The following is an 18,058-nucleotide window of genomic DNA, read 5'->3' as shown; positions in this document are numbered from 1 at the left end:
AAGTGGATGGACGGCGTCACAGTTTGAGTGGGCTGGGGACAACGATACTGGTTAACTTAAGCCAACTGGGTAAATGAGTTGCCCCCAGCAACAGTCAGTCCATTCCACGCATCGAAGTGGCATGAGCTGATCATTGATGTCAAAGACACTCAGCCAGTGATTTGGCCATGTTCCGAATGACTTCCGGGTACAGACCGCTGCCGGGCTCCAGTTCAGCGCCCAGTGGATCGATCACGTTTGTTTTTGCTTCGGTTCCATCCATGACGGTTTCGACCAGACCCGGATTGAATTGCGGTTCCGCCAGAACGCAATCGATACCTTCATCGCGAATGCGACCTTGAATCTCGGCAATTCTGGCCGGGCTTGGATCGGAGGCGTCACTGAGAGAGATCGCGCCCGAGGCTGGGAAGTCAAAGGCGTTCTCGAAATACTGATAAGCGTCGTGGAACACGATAAAGCTGCTGTCGCGGACCGGCTCCAGCATTTCGTTCACCTCTGCGGAAAGCGCTGCCATTTCTTCACGTGCGGCGGCAGCGTTTGCGAAGTAGGTGCCTGCGTTGTCCGGGTCCGCAGCGGAAAGCTGTGCGGCAATCACGTTCAGCCATGTGTTGGCATTTTCCGGCGAGAGCCAGGCGTGCGGATCATGGTCGCCATGTGCATGGTCATCATGCCCGGCATGTTCTTCGTGATCGTGGTCTTCACCTTCAGCGTGGTCGTCGTGGCCGTGCTCGTCCTCATGATCATGGTCATCACCTTCGGCATGCTCGTCGCTGTGGTCATGATCGTCTTGATCTTGGTCTTCTGCGTGATCCTCATGACCATGTTCGTCATCATGGTCGTGGTCGTCGTGATCCTTGTCTTCGGCATGCTTCTCGCGGCCATGACTGTCCTCATCGCCATGGTCATGCGCCTCAAACAGGGCGCTTGTGCGGAAATCGAGAAGCACAGTGCCGTCCGCTTCCAGTAGGGACGTGACTGTGGCACCGTCGGCCAGAGTTTCAATCGCGCCTTCCATCCATGGCGTCAGATCCTCGCCGATCCAGAACACCAGATTTGCTTCCTGCAGGGCCGACGCTTCGGAAGGGCGCAGGTTGTATTCATGAGGCGACCCGCCGGGCTGTACGATCAGATCCGGTGTTCCTACACCTTCCATGACGCGTGCTACCAATGAGTGTACTGGTGCAATGTCTACCGCGACATTCGGGACATCGGCCATTGCTGTGCCGCCCATTAACGCAGCAGTGATCGAAATAGGAAGAAGCTTTCTGGACATCAGACCCTCTGTGTGATTTTATAACGTTGCGAGCGGCATATATGATATGGAATAACATGACAAGTGAGACAATACCCGCATCTGCCGAAGACACGGCGCTGCTTGGGTTCCAAGAACATGACCACGAGAACTGCGTCGATAATTCTCTGGCGATTGCCGAGTCGCGGTGCAAAGACGAAGGTCTGCGCCTGACGCCGGTTCGGCGTAAGGTGCTTGAAATGCTGTTGCAGGAACATCGGGCGCTTGGCGCTTATGCAATCCTTGACCGGTTGCGCGAGGCGGGTTTCGGGTCGCAGCCACCTGTAGCTTATCGGGCACTCGACTTTCTTGTCGACAATGGCTTCGTACACAAGATTGAGCGTTTGAATGCATTTGTCGCTTGCGCGCATCCCGGTGCCGCACATTCGCCTGCCTTTATGATCTGTAGAAAATGCGACGCCGTAGCCGAAGCGCAGTCCGCACCTGCCAAGGGTGCGTTGGGTGCCGCCGCGCGCGCCGTGGGTTTCGAGATTGAGCGGACAGTTGTAGAAGCCGAAGGTGTCTGCCCAGACTGCACCAAAAAGGCGTAGAAATGAACCTTATTACCGTAGAAGACCTTAGCATAAGTTATGGGGCCAATACAGTTCTGCGTAACGTTGACATGGCTGTTGAGCCGGGCGAGATCGTCACGATTGTCGGCCCCAATGGCTCGGGCAAGACAAGCCTTCTGCGGGCGATCATCGGTGCGGCGGCACCGTCTGCCGGGCAAGTCAAACTCAAGCCTGGTCTGAGAATTGGATACGTCCCGCAAAAGCTGCACATTGATCCGACCCTGCCCATCACGGTTGAACGCTTCATGCGCCTGACAAATCGCGTTTCGCGCAAGGACTGTGCAGTTGCGCTGAAAACCGCAGGCGTTCCCGACCTTATGAAACGTCAGATGTCGCAGCTCTCCGGCGGTCAGTTCCAGCGGGTGTTGCTGGCGCGGGCGTTGATCAACCGGCCTGAAATCCTGCTTTTGGATGAGGCGACCCAGGGCCTCGACCAACCCGGTTCGGCCGCGTTTTATCGCCAGATCGAAGGCGTGCGCCGCGAAACCGGCTGTGCGATCATCATGATCAGCCATGAGCTTCACGTGGTTATGAGCGCTTCGGACCGGGTGATTTGTCTGAACGGCCACGTCTGTTGTGAGGGCTCACCGGCCGTCGTGGCCTCGGCCCCAGAGTACCGCGCGCTGTTCGGGACTGGAACAGGCGGCGCGCTCGCCCTTTATCGCCATGATCACGATCACGACCACACTTGCGATACGAACTCTCAGGAAGCCGCAGAATAATGCTTGATGATTTTATGACCCGTGCCACGCTCGCGGGTGTTGGCGTGGCCTTTGCCGCAGCGCCGCTTGGATGTTTTGTCGTGTGGCGGCGGATGGCTTACTTTGGAGATGCAACAGCGCACGCTGCGATATTGGGTGTTGCGCTTTCTCTGACTTTTCAGATCTCGGTCTTCACCGGTGCGCTGGCCGTTGCTCTTCTGATGGCTCTAACTGTCACTTTGTTGGCGGGCCGTGGGTATGCGATGGACACGTTGCTGGGAGTAATGGCGCATTCAGCTTTGGCCTTTGGTCTTGTGGCGGTGTCGTTTCTGTCCGGCGTTCGTATTGATTTGATGGCCTACTTGTTTGGCGACATTTTGGCCGTCTCCCGCTCAGATCTGATCGTAATCTGGGGAGGTGCCGCGTTGGTGGTCGCCCTGATCACTTGGCGTTGGTCCCAGCTTTTGACTGCGACGCTGAACGAGGAGTTGGCCTATGCCAGCGGCTTTGATCCCAAGCGCGAGCAGTTGGTCTTGACCTTGTCGCTCGCGGTCACTGTGGCTGTTGCTATCAAAGTTGTCGGCGTGTTGCTGATCGCGGCGATGTTGATCATCCCGGCAGCGGCTGCGCGCAGCCTGGCGCGGTCACCGGAAACGATGGCGCTGATCGCCGCTGCAATCGGCGCGACCTCTGCTGTGGCCGGGCTGCGGGCGGCTTATGTCTTTGACACGCCGGCTGGCCCGTCCATCGTTTGCGTGGCGGCTATCTTGTTTGCGTGTTTCAGCCTGCTTGGCTGGCAGCGCCAGAACAGGGTCTGAAACCCGGTCGAAGAGGGTAAAACGGAAGGCGTAAGGGGTGCGCCTTCCGCGTTTTTCAAACTTCGACTTCGACTTTGCCGATTGGGTTGGAGCAACAGGCAAGGATAAAGCCGGCCTCGATGTCATCCTCTGAAATCCCGCCATTGTGGACCATGTGAACCTCGCCCGCAGTTTTTCTGACCTTGCAAGTACCGCAGACGCCGAAGGTGCAACCTGACGGAATGTTGAGGCCAACAGAACGTGCCGCTGCCAGCACGGTGTCGGTTTCGGCTACCTTGGCGGTGACACCCGAGCTTGCAAAGTGAATTTCTGCGCTAGCCTCTTCATCGGGGATGACGTCATCCAGATCGGGCAGATCAGCCTCAGTCTCAATGGGCGCACCGAAGCTTTCCTGATGGTAGTGCTCCAAGTCAAAACCAAGGCCCGTCAGCGCATCCCGCACGGCTTGCATGAAGGGTTCCGGACCGCAACAATAGACCTCGCGATCCAGATAGTCCGGGGCCATAAGTCCGAGCATCAGCTGATTGAATTGGCCCTGATAGCCTGTCCAGGGCCGGTAGGGATCGGCCTCTTCCACTACGAACTTCAAATCCAGGCCGTGCGTTCGGCTGGCCATCTGCTCAAGTCGCTGGCGAAAAATGATCTCGGATGGACGTTTGGCGCAGTTGATGAAAACGATGTCCAGATTGCGGCCTTCGTCCCACATGCAGGTTGTCATGGACATCATTGGGGTGATGCCAGAGCCTGCTGAAATGAAGAGGTATTTTCGCGCGCTACTCTCGCCGTTGGTGAACAAGCCTGCAGGACCCAGCGCCTTTACCCTCATGCCAGGTTGAAGGTTATCCAACATCCAGCGTGTGCCGATACTGTCAGGCTGCGCTTTCGCGGTGATCGTGATGGATCTGGGACGAGAGGGTGAGGAGGATATCGTATAGGTACGATGAACGACACCGCCAGGTTGACCCGGGGCAGGGATTTCCAACGTTAGAAACTGCCCGGGCTGGTAAGCGAACATCGCACCGGAGGGTGCTCGAAACGTAAAGCTGGCGGTATTTGGCATCTCTGGCACGACCGAGACGCATTCCAGTGTTTCACTGTCTTGCCAGATCAATGGTGTTGAGGGGCTAAGGTCTTTCATTGCCGTTACTCCGCAGCCATGGCGTCCGGTGCCAGTCGGGCAGCCAGAGTGTTGCAATACCAATCGACGAATTGCAGAACTCCGGATTCCTGCGAAGGCGAATAGGGGCCGGGCACATAGGCCGGGCTGTTGATGCCTTGCTGATTATCCTCGACCACCTGACGGTCTTCGTCATTGGTGGCGGTCCAGACTTCGGTCAGGCGTTTCAGGTCATAATCGACCCCTTCGACGGCGTCCTTGTGGATCAGCCATTTCGTGGTGACCTCAGTTTCCGTGGGACTGATCGGAGTGACCCGGAAAACGATAGAGTGGTCGGCCAAAAAGTGGTTCCATGTGGTCGGATAGTGGAACTTCAAGAGCGAACCAGCATCTGGGAACGGCGAACGACCCAACCAGCGGCGCACGGCCGATTTTCCATCCATCGTATAGCTTTGCGCGCCTTCTTTCAGCGGCATCCGCGCCAAGCGGTATTGCCCGTCACCATGCAGGTAGAACTGAGAGGGCATGCCTGCAGCTTCGCAGCGGTCAAAATGCGCTTGCATATGGGTTGGGGTTTCGCCGCCTTCTATTCCGGTCACGGCCGGATCATCAGGGAACGTTCGACATAGCGCCGGGTGGTTGCCACCACAGTGGTAACATTCGCGGTTGTTTTCCCAAACGAGCTTCCAATTACCTTTTTCAATGATGGAACTCTCAAAGGCAACTTTCGCATTGGCCAAGTCATGCGGTTCCAGATAGGGACGCGCAAGTTCTGCAAATGTATCGAAATCTGGCGCTTCATCGGCCAGACAGATGTAAACGAGGCCGGCCAGTTCGCGGCAGTGAACCGTCTTCAATCCGTGTTGCTTTGGGTCAAAGTCCGGCCCCATGTCGCGGGCCCATAGCAAGGATCCGTCAAGTTCATATGTCCACTGGTGGTAAGGGCAAACCAGCTTGGGCGCATGTCCCTTTGCGGCCTTGCAGATGACCGATCCGCGATGGCGGCAGGTGTTGTGAAAAGCCCGTATCTGGTTGTCCGCGCCACGCACTATGATGACGCGGTAAGCTCCGACATTATGGGTGACATAGCTGCCAGGCTTTTCCAGTTCGCAGGCGGGAATGGCAAACAGCCAATCACGGTAGTGAATGGATTCGAGGTCAGCCTGGAAAACCTCGGGATCGGTGTAAAACGCCTGTTCCAGCGCATAACCAGGGTTTCGACGTGCCAACAGGGTTTGAATAATGCTCACTTCTGGCTCTCCTGCCGCGCCCCGCGGCATTGCTTGGGCAGATGGCAAGGGAGAGCCGTCCGGAGCCGTGCGAGGATCACGTCCGAAACATGCGCCCCCACCGCCACCCGCGGTTTGACTTATCTGCGAGGCTGGTTTCCGGACTTGGAAGGGGCCTTCGCCCGGTATCGGCACCTTCCCGGGATCCTCGTCCCAGTGGTTGATTGCCGTACCTGACCTTCTTTACCGTTGCGGGGGCAGTGCCGGAATCTCACCGGCTTCCCAATTCTCCGCTGCCTGAGAATCAAACAGCGGCACCTCACAGGCACAGGATATTTCCGACCCGTTTTTGCGCTGAAATACTTGCGACAATTCCGCTTCCAAAACAGACATTTCGAAACTTGGTTTTCAGGCTTTCGACATGTCGCGATCGGACCACTTTTCGTCAGCGGCAGCTTTCGACAACCAATTCCGAAACAGTTGGACGGATGGTGTTGGAAGCTTGTCCTTGACCGTGAAATAATAAGCCCATGGGCTGGTCAGATCGATTTCGAAGGGTTCGATCAACACTCCGCGTTCCACATAAGAACGGGTAAGAGATTTTGGCAAAACGACACAGCCCAGGGACCGCACCGCCAATTCCATTGCCAGATTGGAGGCGTTTGTTCGCTGGCCCTCGTTCAGGTTCAGGTCGGTCAGGTCGAAGTATTTGCCTACAAGTTCCCAATAGGCTGGCCGACCAAGAATATGGATCAGGCGGGCATGCCGTAGCTGTTCCGGATCGCGCAGCGGCTTTCCATTCACTGTAAAACCCGGCGCGCAAACGACCGTCAGTTTTTCCTCCCACAGCCGTTTCATACCTGCGGTCGCTTCGTCGACATGATGGATCGTGATCGAGACATCGGAAACGCTGTTTTCGACGTCGGTCCAGACTGTCCCGTGCACAGTCAGATCAATATCGGGGTGAGCCGCGTTGAATTCGCGGATCACGTCTGGCAGCCAACTTTCCGCAAGGCTGAACGGGCAAGAAACGACCACTTTTCGCGTGTGCGGGCGTTGGCTGACGGATCGGGTTGCGACGTCGATTTCTTGCAGAGCGTGTCGCACAGACGGCAAATAGGCTTCTCCGACGTCCGTAAGCGAAAGAGATCGGGGGTGGCGTACAAACAACGGGCGCTGGATGAACTCCTCGAGCGAACGCACATGGTTGCTGACCGCGGATTGTGTGCAGTTCAGCTCTTCGGCGGCACTGGTGAAACTCAGGTGTCGCGCAGAAGCCTCGAATGACCGTAGGAACGTAAGGTGGGGCAGGTTCATCATTATCGGGTTTCTCCCAGCGGCTAATGACCTGCATAGGAAAGGCTGCGGTGAGGCATCTTGTCCAATCGCGACACCTCGCAGGTTTCAAATGCGACAGGTTGCGGCGGCTAAGCTGCAAAAATTCCCGACCCAATGCCCCGGGAATTTTTTCGCCCAGGCGTGAGAAATCCTCATGCTCTCTTTTCGACATGAATGCGTCGCTAAGTGGCAAAACAGGGCTTCTGCGGTTGGTACGTTTTGAAAGTGCAGAACCGCACAGCTGGGCGCATTTCAGCTACATCCAGAATCGGAAACGGGGGCAGACAAAACATGGCACGAGAAAGACGCGGAGGCGGACGTCGCGGTAAATCTGGCCGCAGCGCAGCGGGTGTCGATCAGTTGCCGTGGCAACAGATCCGCAATGAGTACCCGCCGTTCGAGTTGCTGAATCCTGACCAGATGGACCAGTTGCACGCGACTTCAATGCGGATCCTGTCCGAGGCGGGTATCCGCGTCATGGGCGACAACGTTATGGATATTTTCGAGCGCGCCGGAGCTATCGTTGACCGGGACACAAAGACAATCCGCATGGATGAGAGCATTGTTACGGAAGCTCTCAAAACAGTTCCTCGCGAATTCACTCTGACCTCGCGCAATCGCGCCAAGCAGATCACGCTGGGCGGCAATCATGTGAATTTTGGGCTGGTGGCGGGGCCTCCGAACGTTCACGACTGTATCAACGGGCGACGACAGGGTAACTACGAAGATTACTGTAATTTCATTCGGCTAGCCCATCATTTCAATGCGATACACCTGATCGGAAACCAGGTGATGGCACCCATCGAGATGCCTGTTAACAACCGCCACTTGGATACCTATAACGCCAATCTGACGTTTAGCGACCTGAGCTTTCACTGCACCGCCATCGGGCGGGGGCGGGCGATGGATGGGATCAACATGATGGCGATCTCGCGCGGGCAAAAACCCGAAGAGATGCGCGGCGATCCCGGTGTGATCACCATCATCTCGGTCAACTCGCCACGTCTCTTCGACGATGCAATGGGGGATGGATTGATTGCGATGGCGGAATATGGTCAGCCGGTAACGGTGACGCCGTTCACCCTTATGGGGGCGATGACTCCGGTTACCTTGCCAGCAGCGCTGGCGCAGCAGAATGCCGAGGCTCTGTTTGGTGTTGTGCTGACCCAACTGGTCAGCCCCGGTTCGCCGGTCATGTATGGTTCGTTCACGTCCAACGTAGACATGAAATCCGGTGCCCCGGCCTTTGGCACGCCGGAGAACGCCAAGGCCAACATCGTGGGCGGTCAACTGGCGCGGCGATATGGCATTCCATATCGGACTTCGAACGCCAATGCGTCGAATGTGGTCGACCTGCAGGCCGCATATGAGACGATGATGGCAACCTGGGGCGCAGTCCTGGGCGGCGCGAACATCGTTTACCACGCGGCGGGCTGGCTCGAAGGCGGCCTGACGGCCTCCTACGAAAAATTCATAATGGACGTCGAAATCATCCAGAACATGATGGAGTTTCTCAAGCCGATGAAGTTCGATGCCGACGAACTGGGTTTTGATACGATCAGTTCAGTGCCTACCGGTGGCCACTTCTTTGGCACCGAACACACGATGGCCCGGTATGAGACCGCGTTTTACAAGCCTATGCTGTCAGATTGGCAGAACTACGAGAGCTGGGAGGCCGCCGGGGCAAAAGATGCACTTCAACGGGCGACAGACATCTGGCAGCAGGCATTGCGTGAATATCAGGCCCCGGAAATGGATTCGGCGATACGCGAAGAGCTGGACGCCTATATCGCTAAACGTCGTGAAGAAATTGGCAGCGGAGAACCCTAGGGGCCGACCGGGGCAGGGTAGTTGCCGTGCCCCGATCCATTTCAAAGGTTGTCGAACAGACGCCCGGGCAAGGCGTCGTGGCGGGGCAGGTTCAGGGCTTTCATCAATCCAAACATCATGGCTTGATTGGACGTGACGACCGGTTTGTCCAACGCTATCTCGATACGTTCGATCGCCTCGACCGAGCGCATGTCGGTACAGCTCAGGACAATGGCCTGAGCATCCGGGTGATCGGCCTGACAAGCCAGATCAAACACCTCGTCCGGCGTCAGTTCTCCTTGCCCATAGTTGCCAAGCTCGCGGCCAATATCGGCGCGTTTGACAGTTTCGATGCCGTTGTGAGCCATGAAATCGATTGCCTGATCGTTGATCTCACCCAGGTAAGGGGATGAGAAGCCGACCTTTGTCGCGCCCACCGCTTTAATCCCGGCAATCAACGCTCCGGCGGCGGTGAATGACACAGCGCCCGAGCCTGCTTTGATCTGTTGTGCCAGATCGGCGTCAAAAGACGGTCCATGAGTCAGGGTTGCTGAAGTGCAGCCATACAGCACCACATCTGGGCGAACACCCGAGATCATCCGCAGGTCATGGCTGATATCGGATGCCCCTAATCCGGCCATCTGGTCCGAGCCGGGAATCTCGTCCACGTCATAGCCACCCATGCGCTGGAAATGGATCGTCGTGTTCGGTGGTCGCAGCAGTTCCATATCCGGTTCGAGGTTGGTGTTGGTGAAAGGTACCAGCACTCCGATCTTCGCCGTGGTTCGGGTCTCGGTCACGTCAGAACTCCTTTCAGGATGGTCAGGCAACGATCCATTACCGATGTCTCGCAGATCGTGGCGCGCAGACAGTCAGTCAACCCGTAACCCCCCATGCCACGCATCAGCAGGCTATTGGCGCGCAGGGCTGCATCCGCGCGTTGCGCGTTTGCGTCAGAGGCAAAGCGCAACAGCACGAAATTGGTGTGGCTTTCTGGAATAGCCAGGCCCAAGGCCCGACAGTCTTCGGCAAACCGGTCTCGGATCTCGACCGTTCGGGAAACCACGTCCTTCATGTGGGCCTGATCGCGCATCGCAGCTGCGGCGGCAGCTTGCGACGCGATGGAGATGTTGTTGGGGTTAAGCAGCTTGCGCAATTCGTTCGCTATCTCTGGAGGGAAATACCCCCAGCCCGCGCGTGCGCCTGCCAAGCCGTACGCCTTGGAAAACGTGCGCATCACCACGGTCTCGCCCCGGTCTGTCAGAGCGAAAATCTCGGCTGGGTCATTCGCGTGGTCCGAAAACTCGGCATAGGCCTGATCCACGACCAGAAGAACGTCTTCGGGCAATCCGTCCCGCAAGCGAAGGATCTCGGAATTCGGGATCAAGGTGCCGGTGGGGTTGCCGGGGTTGCAGACAAACACGATCCGGGTTTCGGGTGTCATCGCTGCGAGTATGTCGTCCACGGATACGGTCAGGTCGACCTCGCGGGCTTTGACGTAATCGGCCTGCACCTGCGCTGCGGCGGATGAGACAAAAGCGTATCCATAGTCCGTTCCCAGAACGCGGTCGCCGGGCCCGGCATAGGCCCGGATCAGGCAGCCGATCAACTCCATGGAACCCGCGCCGCATAGCACCCGTGCGGGCTCCAACTTGTGCACATCGGCGATGGCGGCGCGCAGTTCGGGCCATTCCGGATCGGGATAAAGCGGTAGTTCATCCATTGCCGACTGTCCTGCCGCGATGGCGGCAGGGCTTGCGGCAAAGGCGCTTTCGTTCTGGGCCAACGAGATTGTCCCTTCGCTACCAAGATCGGCCAGAGCATAAGCGGCCATGGCGCCTACATGGGGGACCGGGCGGATCATGTCGCACCTCCATAGATTTTCGCGCTGTCTTCGCTGATCAACCCGCGCTTGAGATCCAAGGCAACCGCCTGTGCGTCGCGTTCCGCCGGATGGCCGAATCCGCCGCCGCCGGGTGTTTCGAAAATCAGGTAATCGCCGCCCTCAACCCGCAGTTCGCCTTTGCCCGGGATGTCACTTTCGCCGTCGCGGAAACGAATGCGCCCGGGCGCACCTGGTTGACCGCCCATGCGCCCAAGCGCCGGGAATTTCAAGCGTTCGACAGAAAGGAACACGATGAAAGGCGCGCCGTTGGCTGAGGTCATCTCGATCCGTTGACCAAGACCGCCGCGATACTTGCCTGCGCCTCCAGAATCCGAGCGCAGTTCCCGCCGCCAGATGGTGACGGGCGCGACGCTCTCGGTGATCTCGACCTGACTGCCGAAAACGCCCGAAGGGTAGGCAGTGGCGGACAGCCCGTCTGCATGAGGCCGTGCACCGGTGCCGCCATTGTGTACGGGTTCGACTGCGAATTCGCGACCACCATCGCGGGCCACTTCGGGCGCGTGGCGCATGGGCAGATCAAACATGCACGATGCGCCCTCGGCCGGCACTTGATCGGGTAACGCCTGATGCAGGCAGCCCAGCACCAGATCGGGAGTTACCTGCCCCAGCGTGTGCCGCATAGCAACAGGAACAGGGCGTTGCGCGTTTAGGATGCAGCCCTTTGGCCCGTCCACGGTAAACGGTTCTAGCGAACCGGCGTTGTTAGGTATGTCGGAGCCGACGATGCAGCGTAGTGCGAAAACGGTATAGGCCGTGGCATAGTTGAGCGGCACGTTGATGCCCTTACGCGAACAGCCCGAAGTGCCGGTGAAATCCACATGCATGCCCGATTTGGTTACGGTCAGGGTTGCGTGCAGTTCCAGCTCATTCTCGTAACCATCCATCTTCAGCGCATTCTTGTAGACGCCTTCCGGAACCTCGGCGATCGCCTCAAGCGTACCGCGTCGCGAGGTCTCGATGATATAGCTGCCCAGACGGTCCAGATCGTCGATGCCGAATTCGACCATCATATCGACCAGCCGGTTCACCCCCGCCTCGCAACAGGCGATCAGCGCGTAGATGTCGCCTTCGTTTGCAATCGGCTCGCGACTGTTGGCGCGGACGATGTCCAGTAGCAGGGCATTCGGTACGCCTTCTTCGACCAGTTTGCAGGGCGGGATCAGCAAGCCTTCGTCATAGATGTCCGAGCCCTCTGGCCCCATACCGAGGCCCCCCAGATCGACCAGGTGTGATGTGCAAGAGGTAAAGCCCACGACTTTGCCATTCTTGAAGGCGGGCATCATTAATAGAAAATCGTTCAGATGCCCGGAGGCCAGCCAGGGGTCATTGGTCATGTAGATGTCGCCGGGCTTCATGTTTTGCACCGGGAAACGCTCGCGCAGATGCATCACCGCTTCGGCCATGGTGTTGATATGGCCCGGCGTGCCGGTGACGGCCTGTGCCAGCATCCGGCCGGAAACGTCGAAAATCCCGGCAGATATGTCACCGCATTCGCGCACGATAGGTGAAAACGCCGCGCGGATCAGGGTCTGGCCTTGCTCTTCGACCACGGCCAGCAGGCGGTTCCACATGACTTGAAGGCGGGCGGGGGATAGGTCGGCGGTCATCATGCGCCTCCTTTCTGGTCCTGGAGCAGGACGAGGTTTCCTATGGCGTCCACATGGGCCGAGAAGTCGGCCGAGACCAGCGTGGTGGTCTGCGGTTCTGTGATCAGCGCAGGGCCGCAGACCCGGTCACCGGGAGCTAAGCTGTCTCGCGGCACAAAACCTGCCTGCTTAGCATTGCCGTCCACGTCGCAGGTGATGGGCCGCGTTTCAGCAGGCGTGATCGTGGTTAGGGATGGCGTTACCGGCAGGTCCGGTATTTTGGAATCCGGTGTGGCCACGCGCACGGCCCAGTTCAGGATCTCGATCTGCATTCCCGGCACCGGTCGCGAGAATTGCTTGCGGTATTCCGCCTCAAAAGCAGTAATCAGGGGATCGATGTCATCGGCCGTCAGGACGCGGTCGGGCAGCGTGATTTCAATCTCGTGGCCCTGACCGTTGTAGCGCATGAAGGCGGTGCGCTGCGTCTCGGTGGGGGCATCGCCCGCACCTTGAGCGACAACATCACTGGCCTCGGCTATCATGTCCGCAAACAGGGAGTTGATTCCGTCCAGGTCCAGTGTCTCCAGCAACGAGTAGCGCGAGCGCACGATCTCGAAGCTGACTGGTGCGAACAAGAAACCAACTGCCGAGCCGACGCCCGGATTGGGCGGGATCACGATGCGGCTGACTCCGGCGGATCGCGCCACGCGACTGGCGTGAAGCGGGCCGTTGCCGCCAAAGGCAATCATGGTGCGTGGACCAAGGTCTTTACCCGACTCTACTGCGTGCATCCGGCCTGCGCTGGCCATGCTCTCGTCGACGATCCGGCTGACCCCATCGGCTGATCCCGTCGCGTCGGTCTCCAGCCGAGACCCAATCACCCGGCTCAGTGCTTCTTTGGAAGCTTGGGGATCGATCTTGATGTAGCCCTCGGCAAATGTGTCCGGCACGATATAGCCTAAAGCGATGTCGCTATCGGTTACCGTCGGTTCGGTGCCACCCCGACCAAAGGCCACCGGGCCGGGCTCCGATCCGGCCGATTTCGGCCCCACAGTCAGCCGCCCCAGCCGGTCAACACCGGCGATAGAGCCGCCGCCAGCACCAATCTCAATCATCTCGATCACCGGGATACGCACGGGCATACCCGAGCCCTTGATGAACCGCGCTGCCCGCGCGATTTCGAACTGGCGCGAGGTTTGAGGCCGGGCATTGTCGATCAGGCAGAGCTTGGCGGTCGTGCCACCAACGTCAAAAGACAGAACCTCGTTGATCCCTGCACGCGCCGCGATGCGCGCGGCAAGGATAGCTCCGCCCGCAGGCCCGCTTTCAACAAGACGGATAGGAAAGCGTGCGGCTGTCTGAACGGTGCACATCCCGCCGCCTGCAGTCATCATCAGGATTGGGCAGGCCACGCCCTCAGATTCAAACTGAGCCACAAACCGCGCCAGATAGCTTTCCATCAATGGCTGGATGTATGCGTTGGCGACCGTGGTGCAAAGCCGGTCGAACTCACGAGCCTCGGGGCTGACTTCGGACGAGATAGACACCGTGAGATCGGGTCGTTTTTCCGAAATCATGTCACGCAATCTGCGTTCATGCGACGGGTTGGCATAGGCGTGCATAAGGCAGATTGCGACGGCCTCGGCACCGCTTGCATCAAGGTCGTCCAGCAGTGCGTCGACGGCACTGTCTTCCAAGTCAATCAACACGTTACCGTCGGCCGACATTCGTTCCCGGATTGTTAGCGCCCGTTCGCGTGGCACGAGCAAGTCGGGTTTTTCCAGGTTGATATCGTACTGCGAATAGCGCCGCTCGTAGGCAATCTCCAGAATATCCCTGAACCCCTCGGTGGTGACCGTCGCCACAACCGCACCGCGCCGTTCTATCAGCGCGTTGGTCGCCAGTGTTGTTCCATGGATGAAACCGGTCACCTCGCTTAGCGCGCGGCCCGATTGTTCAACGACGCGCTTTGCGCCTTCCATCGCGCCATCGGCCGGATTCTGGTGAGTTGTCAGTGTCTTGGTCGAAGCCAATATAGTCTCGTCGCCCGAGACGAGTACCGTATCGGTAAAGGTGCCGCCAATGTCGATGGCCAGGCGCAACGATTGAGATGTCATGAAGTATTCCGAATTGTCCGTTGTCTAGGCAGAAGGCAAAGGGCGCACAGCCCCCGCGATCACCCGCTGACGACGAGGTCACAACCGGTTGCGCGGCGGTCCAGGCGATTTGGAGCACAGATCATTGTCATAGGCGTATTTTTGCTGCGACCGGAACATGCCGCAAGTTGGTTTGCGACCAAATTGCCTGGAAGCGACAGAATTCAGGGTTTTGCCGCTTTGGCAGGATTGGACTCGGCCAGAACGCCGTCCATGATCAAGGCCTTCAGGCTGGTGCGGATTTCACTTTCGGGAAACTTGCCAATGCTCCAGTGCCTGAGGGACCAGACGTTGCACAGGAAATACAGATAGTTCGCCATCAATTCCGTATTCATGGGGCGGAACACCTTCTGCTCGACCCCTTTATCCAGAATGCCTTTCCAGCGTCCCATAAAGTCGCGCTCCATATCGAATACGCGCGCGCGGTTCTCGGCAGACATGGAGCGTGTTTCCGAATAGACCAGATTGATGTAACGACGGTTCTCACCGATGTAGTCGATGTACCGGTCTACCGCCTTTTCAAGGTTCTGATCCGCGGGCCCGGTGAACAGCTCTCCGGTATCAAAGAAATCGATGATGTCCTGCATGCACATGGTGGTGATCAGATGCAGGATATCGTCCTTGTCCTTGATGTACTTGTACATGAGCGGAACCGACAATCCGGATTCCTTGGCAATCTCGCGCATCGAGGCATTTCCGAACCCGTGTTTGGCGATCACCTTGCAGGCACCTTCGAAGATTTGCCGCCGCCGCTCCTCGGCTGTGTCGGACAGGGCGCGGGCGGGTTTTTCAACTTGCGTAGTTTTCGGTGTCTCCGCCAGATCGGTGTCAACCGAGAACGTACAGGTCACTTCCATCAGAGTGGCGGACTCGCCCGGTTTGTGACCGGCCTGAACAATCGAGACACGGTAAGACGTCAGCGGCGAATCCTCTGGCGACATACGCACGGCCTGGGCTTCGATCTGTCCCTGTCCAGGCGTTGCAAGATTCGTGGCCGAGGTGTTGATCAAAGTCGGATGCAATGTGTCGCCCAGGCGCTTAAGCTCTTCCCGCGCCGCATCAATCGCCAGTGCAAGGCATACGCCGTCCAGCTGTGATTTCTTAATGAATTCATCGACTTGCGCTGCGGAATACAAAAACACCCGGCCTGCCTCCTTAGGATCTTGCCCCGAGGCAACATGTTGAAATCCTTATGTCTTGTCCAGTTGGAAATCGTCGCAGTGCCCCGGCGACGCAGGGAAAGCCATTTCGGGGCTTGACGAATTTGCCGGCCTCGTGAGAATGTTAGTGAACGTTCAATAACACACCGGAGGACGCCTGCATGAAGTTCAAGATTCTCGCCATTCCATTCGCGCGCCAGCATGGCGAGGACACACAGCTTGCCGGGCGTGATCCAGCGCGGTTCAACAAGATGATGCTCACCCTGCGTGATCAGATGGTTCTGGCCGAAGAGCTTGGGTATGACGGGTTCTGCCTGACCGAACACCACATGCAGGTCGAAGGTGTGGAATGCACCACAAACCCGCTGTTCTGGAACATGTACATCGCACAGCACACCAAGAACTTCACGGTGGGTCAGCTGGGCATGAATCTGACCGCGATGAACCCGATCAAGACGGCGGAAGACATTGCGATGCTGGACCATATGACCGGCGGCCGTGTCTTTGCTGGTTTCTCGCGTGGGAACACACCGCGCTGGACGGCCACTATGGGTCAGCATCTGGACATTACGTCAGCTGAATCCGATAAGTCGGAAGCCGACCAACGCAATCGCCGCGCGCTGTATGAAAACTGGCGCCTGATCAAATCGCTGTGGACCGATGACCTGACCGAGCATCAGGGCGAATTCTGGAACTTTCCGTCGAATGTCGAGTGGGAGTTCAACCCGACCAAGCTGTGGGGCGGTGATACCCCGGTCGATGAAAACAAGACCCTGCGCAAATCGGGAATCGTCCCTCGTCCGCTGCAGAAACCGCACCCCAAAGTGTATGCGCCGTTCTCGTATTCGATGGAAACCGCCAAGTTCTGGTCTTCGGAAGGCGCCAAGATGGTGTCCTTCGTGACCGCCGACAAAGAAGAGTTCATGCCGGTGATCCTGGAAAACTGCCTGCAGGCAGCGCATGAAAACGGTCTGACGCAAACCGCCAACAATGATGTTCTGGCACTCGGGGCGCATCTGATGATGGGCAAGACCCCCGCCAAGACCCAGCAGTATCGCGAGATGTTCGACAACCTGTGGTTCTCGGCCTATGACGCACCGCCCTATCACGTGCCGCTGGGTCGCGTCTGGGATGGCTCGCGCCAGCAGGTTCTGGATCAGGTCGGCGAACTGGCTGAACGGTATCAGATCGACGAATTCTTCGTGTGGCACCACGTGAACTATTTCGGCGACGAGATCGAGCAGGAAGCCCTGATCGAATTTGCCGAAGGCGTCATCAAACCTCTGAACGGATAAGGGAAAGAACATGTTCGACCTGCACGAGGTTTATCGGCTGTCGCCTATCGAAGATGTGATTGCGGACTGCGCGAAGGGCCGGATGGTTATTCTTGTCGATGACGAGAGCCGCGAGAACGAAGGCGATCTGGTGATCCCTGCCGCCTGCGCCGACGCGGCCGCCGTGAACTTCATGGCGCGCTTTGGCCGGGGTCTGATCTGCATGGCGATCCCGCCGGAAAAGGCTGAACAGTTCAGCTTGGGACCGATGGCAGCATTGAACACCGACCCGCATCACACGGCGTTCACCATTTCGGTGGACGCAAAGGAAGGCACCACCACTGGCATCTCCGCCAGCGACCGGGCGCGGACCATCGCGCTTTTGGCGTCAGTCACCGGATCACCGGCTGATCTGGTTTCGCCCGGTCACCTTTTCCCTCTCGTGGCAAAGCCGGACGGCGTTTTGGAACGGGAAGGCCACACCGAGGCCGCCGTCGATCTGGCCCGGTTGTCGGGGCAAGGAGATGCCGGAGTGATCTGCGAGATCATGAAGGATGACGGTGAAATGGCGCGCCTGCCGGACTTGCTGGAATTTGGGGCCAGCCACGGCCTCAAGGTCGGTACGATCGAAGACCTCAAACGGTACCGTCAGGCACTGCTCGCCGCCAAGGCCGCCTGACAGCCGACACCCCCAGACACTCACGACCGAGGACATTCCATGACCGCATTTGCCGACATCGAAGCTCTGATGCAGGCCTATATCGAAAACCTGCATGACGGCGACATCACCAAAGTAGACCAGATGTTCCTGCCGGAATGTGACCTGACCTGCGCCAATGAAGATGGCAGCTATATCCACATGACGCTGGACAAGTACAAAGACGTCATCGGCGGCCGCGAAAGCCCCAAGTCCAAAGGCTATCCCGTCTACGGTCACACGATCTCGATTGATCAGTCAGGCCCGAACACGGCCATGGTCAAGATCAATTGCGCCGTTCAGCCGCGTTTTTTTATCGACTATCTGTCGCTGGTCCGCACCGGCGAGGGCTGGAAGATCGCCGCCAAGGTCTACTACGTCCAGCGCACCCAAGACTGATCCCC

The 18,058-nt window shown here is 58.1% G+C and carries 16 protein-coding genes and 1 riboswitch; of the genes, 7 read left to right on the top strand and 9 right to left on the bottom strand.

What is annotated here, in order from left to right:
• Nucleotides 1–139: 139 nt before the first annotated feature.
• On the bottom strand, nt 140–1,273 hold the full coding sequence (locus ACR0J0_RS13405) for a zinc ABC transporter substrate-binding protein (protein WP_480664641.1): 1,134 nt from the start codon (nt 1,271–1,273) through the stop codon (nt 140–142).
• Between the two features lie 56 nt (nt 1,274–1,329).
• On the opposite strand from ACR0J0_RS13405, the gene ACR0J0_RS13400 reads away from it, so the two are divergent.
• From ACR0J0_RS13400 to ACR0J0_RS13390, 3 genes are read left to right on the top strand one after another with little or no spacing between them, the layout of a single operon-like run.
• The gene (locus tag ACR0J0_RS13400; RefSeq protein ID WP_480664640.1) at nt 1,330–1,842 is read left to right on the top strand and encodes a transcriptional repressor; all 513 of its coding nucleotides are present in this window, start codon (nt 1,330–1,332) and stop codon (nt 1,840–1,842) included.
• 2 nt (nt 1,843–1,844) lie between these two features.
• Entirely contained in the window at nt 1,845–2,585 is a 741-nt protein-coding gene (locus ACR0J0_RS13395; RefSeq protein ID WP_480664639.1) for an ATP-binding cassette domain-containing protein, read from the top strand.
• Nucleotides 2,585–3,382: a metal ABC transporter permease gene (locus tag ACR0J0_RS13390; protein WP_480664638.1), complete on the top strand. Its 798-nt coding sequence runs from the start codon at nt 2,585–2,587 to the stop codon at nt 3,380–3,382. Before ACR0J0_RS13395 ends, ACR0J0_RS13390 begins: the two co-directional genes overlap by 1 nt.
• Nucleotides 3,383–3,437: 55 nt before the next feature.
• Here the strand turns inward: ACR0J0_RS13390 and ACR0J0_RS13385 are convergent, their stop codons facing one another.
• The 3 genes from ACR0J0_RS13385 to ACR0J0_RS13375 form a co-directional block, all read right to left on the bottom strand.
• Entirely contained in the window at nt 3,438–4,520 is a 1,083-nt protein-coding gene (locus ACR0J0_RS13385) for an FAD-binding oxidoreductase (protein ID WP_480664637.1), read from the bottom strand.
• 5 nt (nt 4,521–4,525) lie between these two features.
• Complete coding sequence (locus ACR0J0_RS13380) at nt 4,526–5,749, bottom strand: aromatic ring-hydroxylating oxygenase subunit alpha (RefSeq protein ID WP_480664636.1); 1,224 nt, start codon at nt 5,747–5,749, stop codon at nt 4,526–4,528.
• A 112-nt stretch (nt 5,750–5,861) separates the two neighbouring features.
• Nucleotides 5,862–6,065, bottom strand: a riboswitch (cobalamin riboswitch).
• 71 nt (nt 6,066–6,136) lie between these two features.
• Nucleotides 6,137–7,048, bottom strand: coding sequence for a LysR substrate-binding domain-containing protein (locus ACR0J0_RS13375; RefSeq protein WP_480664635.1), 912 nt, complete (start codon nt 7,046–7,048; stop codon nt 6,137–6,139).
• A gap of 309 nt (nt 7,049–7,357) precedes the next feature.
• Here ACR0J0_RS13375 and ACR0J0_RS13370 point away from each other — a divergent pair, with 309 nt between their 5' ends.
• Complete coding sequence (locus tag ACR0J0_RS13370; protein ID WP_480664634.1) at nt 7,358–8,896, top strand: trimethylamine methyltransferase family protein; 1,539 nt, start codon at nt 7,358–7,360, stop codon at nt 8,894–8,896.
• 41 nt (nt 8,897–8,937) lie between these two features.
• Here the strand turns inward: ACR0J0_RS13370 and ACR0J0_RS13365 are convergent, their stop codons facing one another.
• The 5 genes from ACR0J0_RS13365 to ACR0J0_RS13345 form a co-directional block, all read right to left on the bottom strand.
• Nucleotides 8,938–9,675, bottom strand: a complete 738-nt coding sequence (locus ACR0J0_RS13365; protein WP_480664633.1) for a maleate cis-trans isomerase family protein — start codon at nt 9,673–9,675, stop codon at nt 8,938–8,940.
• The gene (locus ACR0J0_RS13360) at nt 9,672–10,739 is read right to left on the bottom strand and encodes a pyridoxal phosphate-dependent aminotransferase (protein WP_480664632.1); all 1,068 of its coding nucleotides are present in this window, start codon (nt 10,737–10,739) and stop codon (nt 9,672–9,674) included. The genes ACR0J0_RS13365 and ACR0J0_RS13360 overlap by 4 nt, the downstream gene beginning before the upstream one ends.
• Nucleotides 10,736–12,388 (bottom strand): hydantoinase B/oxoprolinase family protein, encoded by a 1,653-nt coding sequence (locus tag ACR0J0_RS13355; RefSeq protein ID WP_480664631.1) that lies wholly within the window; start codon nt 12,386–12,388, stop codon nt 10,736–10,738. Before ACR0J0_RS13355 ends, ACR0J0_RS13360 begins: the two co-directional genes overlap by 4 nt.
• Nucleotides 12,388–14,484, bottom strand: coding sequence for a hydantoinase/oxoprolinase family protein (locus tag ACR0J0_RS13350; RefSeq protein WP_480664630.1), 2,097 nt, complete (start codon nt 14,482–14,484; stop codon nt 12,388–12,390). The genes ACR0J0_RS13355 and ACR0J0_RS13350 overlap by 1 nt, the downstream gene beginning before the upstream one ends.
• A 203-nt stretch (nt 14,485–14,687) precedes the next feature.
• Nucleotides 14,688–15,665, bottom strand: coding sequence for a TetR/AcrR family transcriptional regulator (locus ACR0J0_RS13345; protein ID WP_480664629.1), 978 nt, complete (start codon nt 15,663–15,665; stop codon nt 14,688–14,690).
• A gap of 179 nt (nt 15,666–15,844) precedes the next feature.
• On the opposite strand from ACR0J0_RS13345, the gene ACR0J0_RS13340 reads away from it, so the two are divergent.
• The 3 genes from ACR0J0_RS13340 to ACR0J0_RS13330 are packed head-to-tail and all read left to right on the top strand — an operon-like array spanning nt 15,845 to nt 18,053.
• Nucleotides 15,845–16,978 (top strand): LLM class flavin-dependent oxidoreductase, encoded by a 1,134-nt coding sequence (locus ACR0J0_RS13340; protein WP_480664628.1) that lies wholly within the window; start codon nt 15,845–15,847, stop codon nt 16,976–16,978.
• A 10-nt stretch (nt 16,979–16,988) separates the two neighbouring features.
• Nucleotides 16,989–17,636, top strand: coding sequence for a 3,4-dihydroxy-2-butanone-4-phosphate synthase (gene ribB / locus ACR0J0_RS13335; RefSeq protein WP_480664627.1), 648 nt, complete (start codon nt 16,989–16,991; stop codon nt 17,634–17,636).
• Nucleotides 17,637–17,675: 39 nt separating this feature from the next.
• Entirely contained in the window at nt 17,676–18,053 is a 378-nt protein-coding gene (locus tag ACR0J0_RS13330; protein WP_480664626.1) for a nuclear transport factor 2 family protein, read from the top strand.
• The last annotated feature ends 5 nt before the right edge of the window (nt 18,054–18,058 follow it).

This window comes from Ruegeria sp. BF12 (genome assembly GCF_056538705.1).
This window is presented reverse-complemented; position numbering and strand designations above follow the sequence as displayed.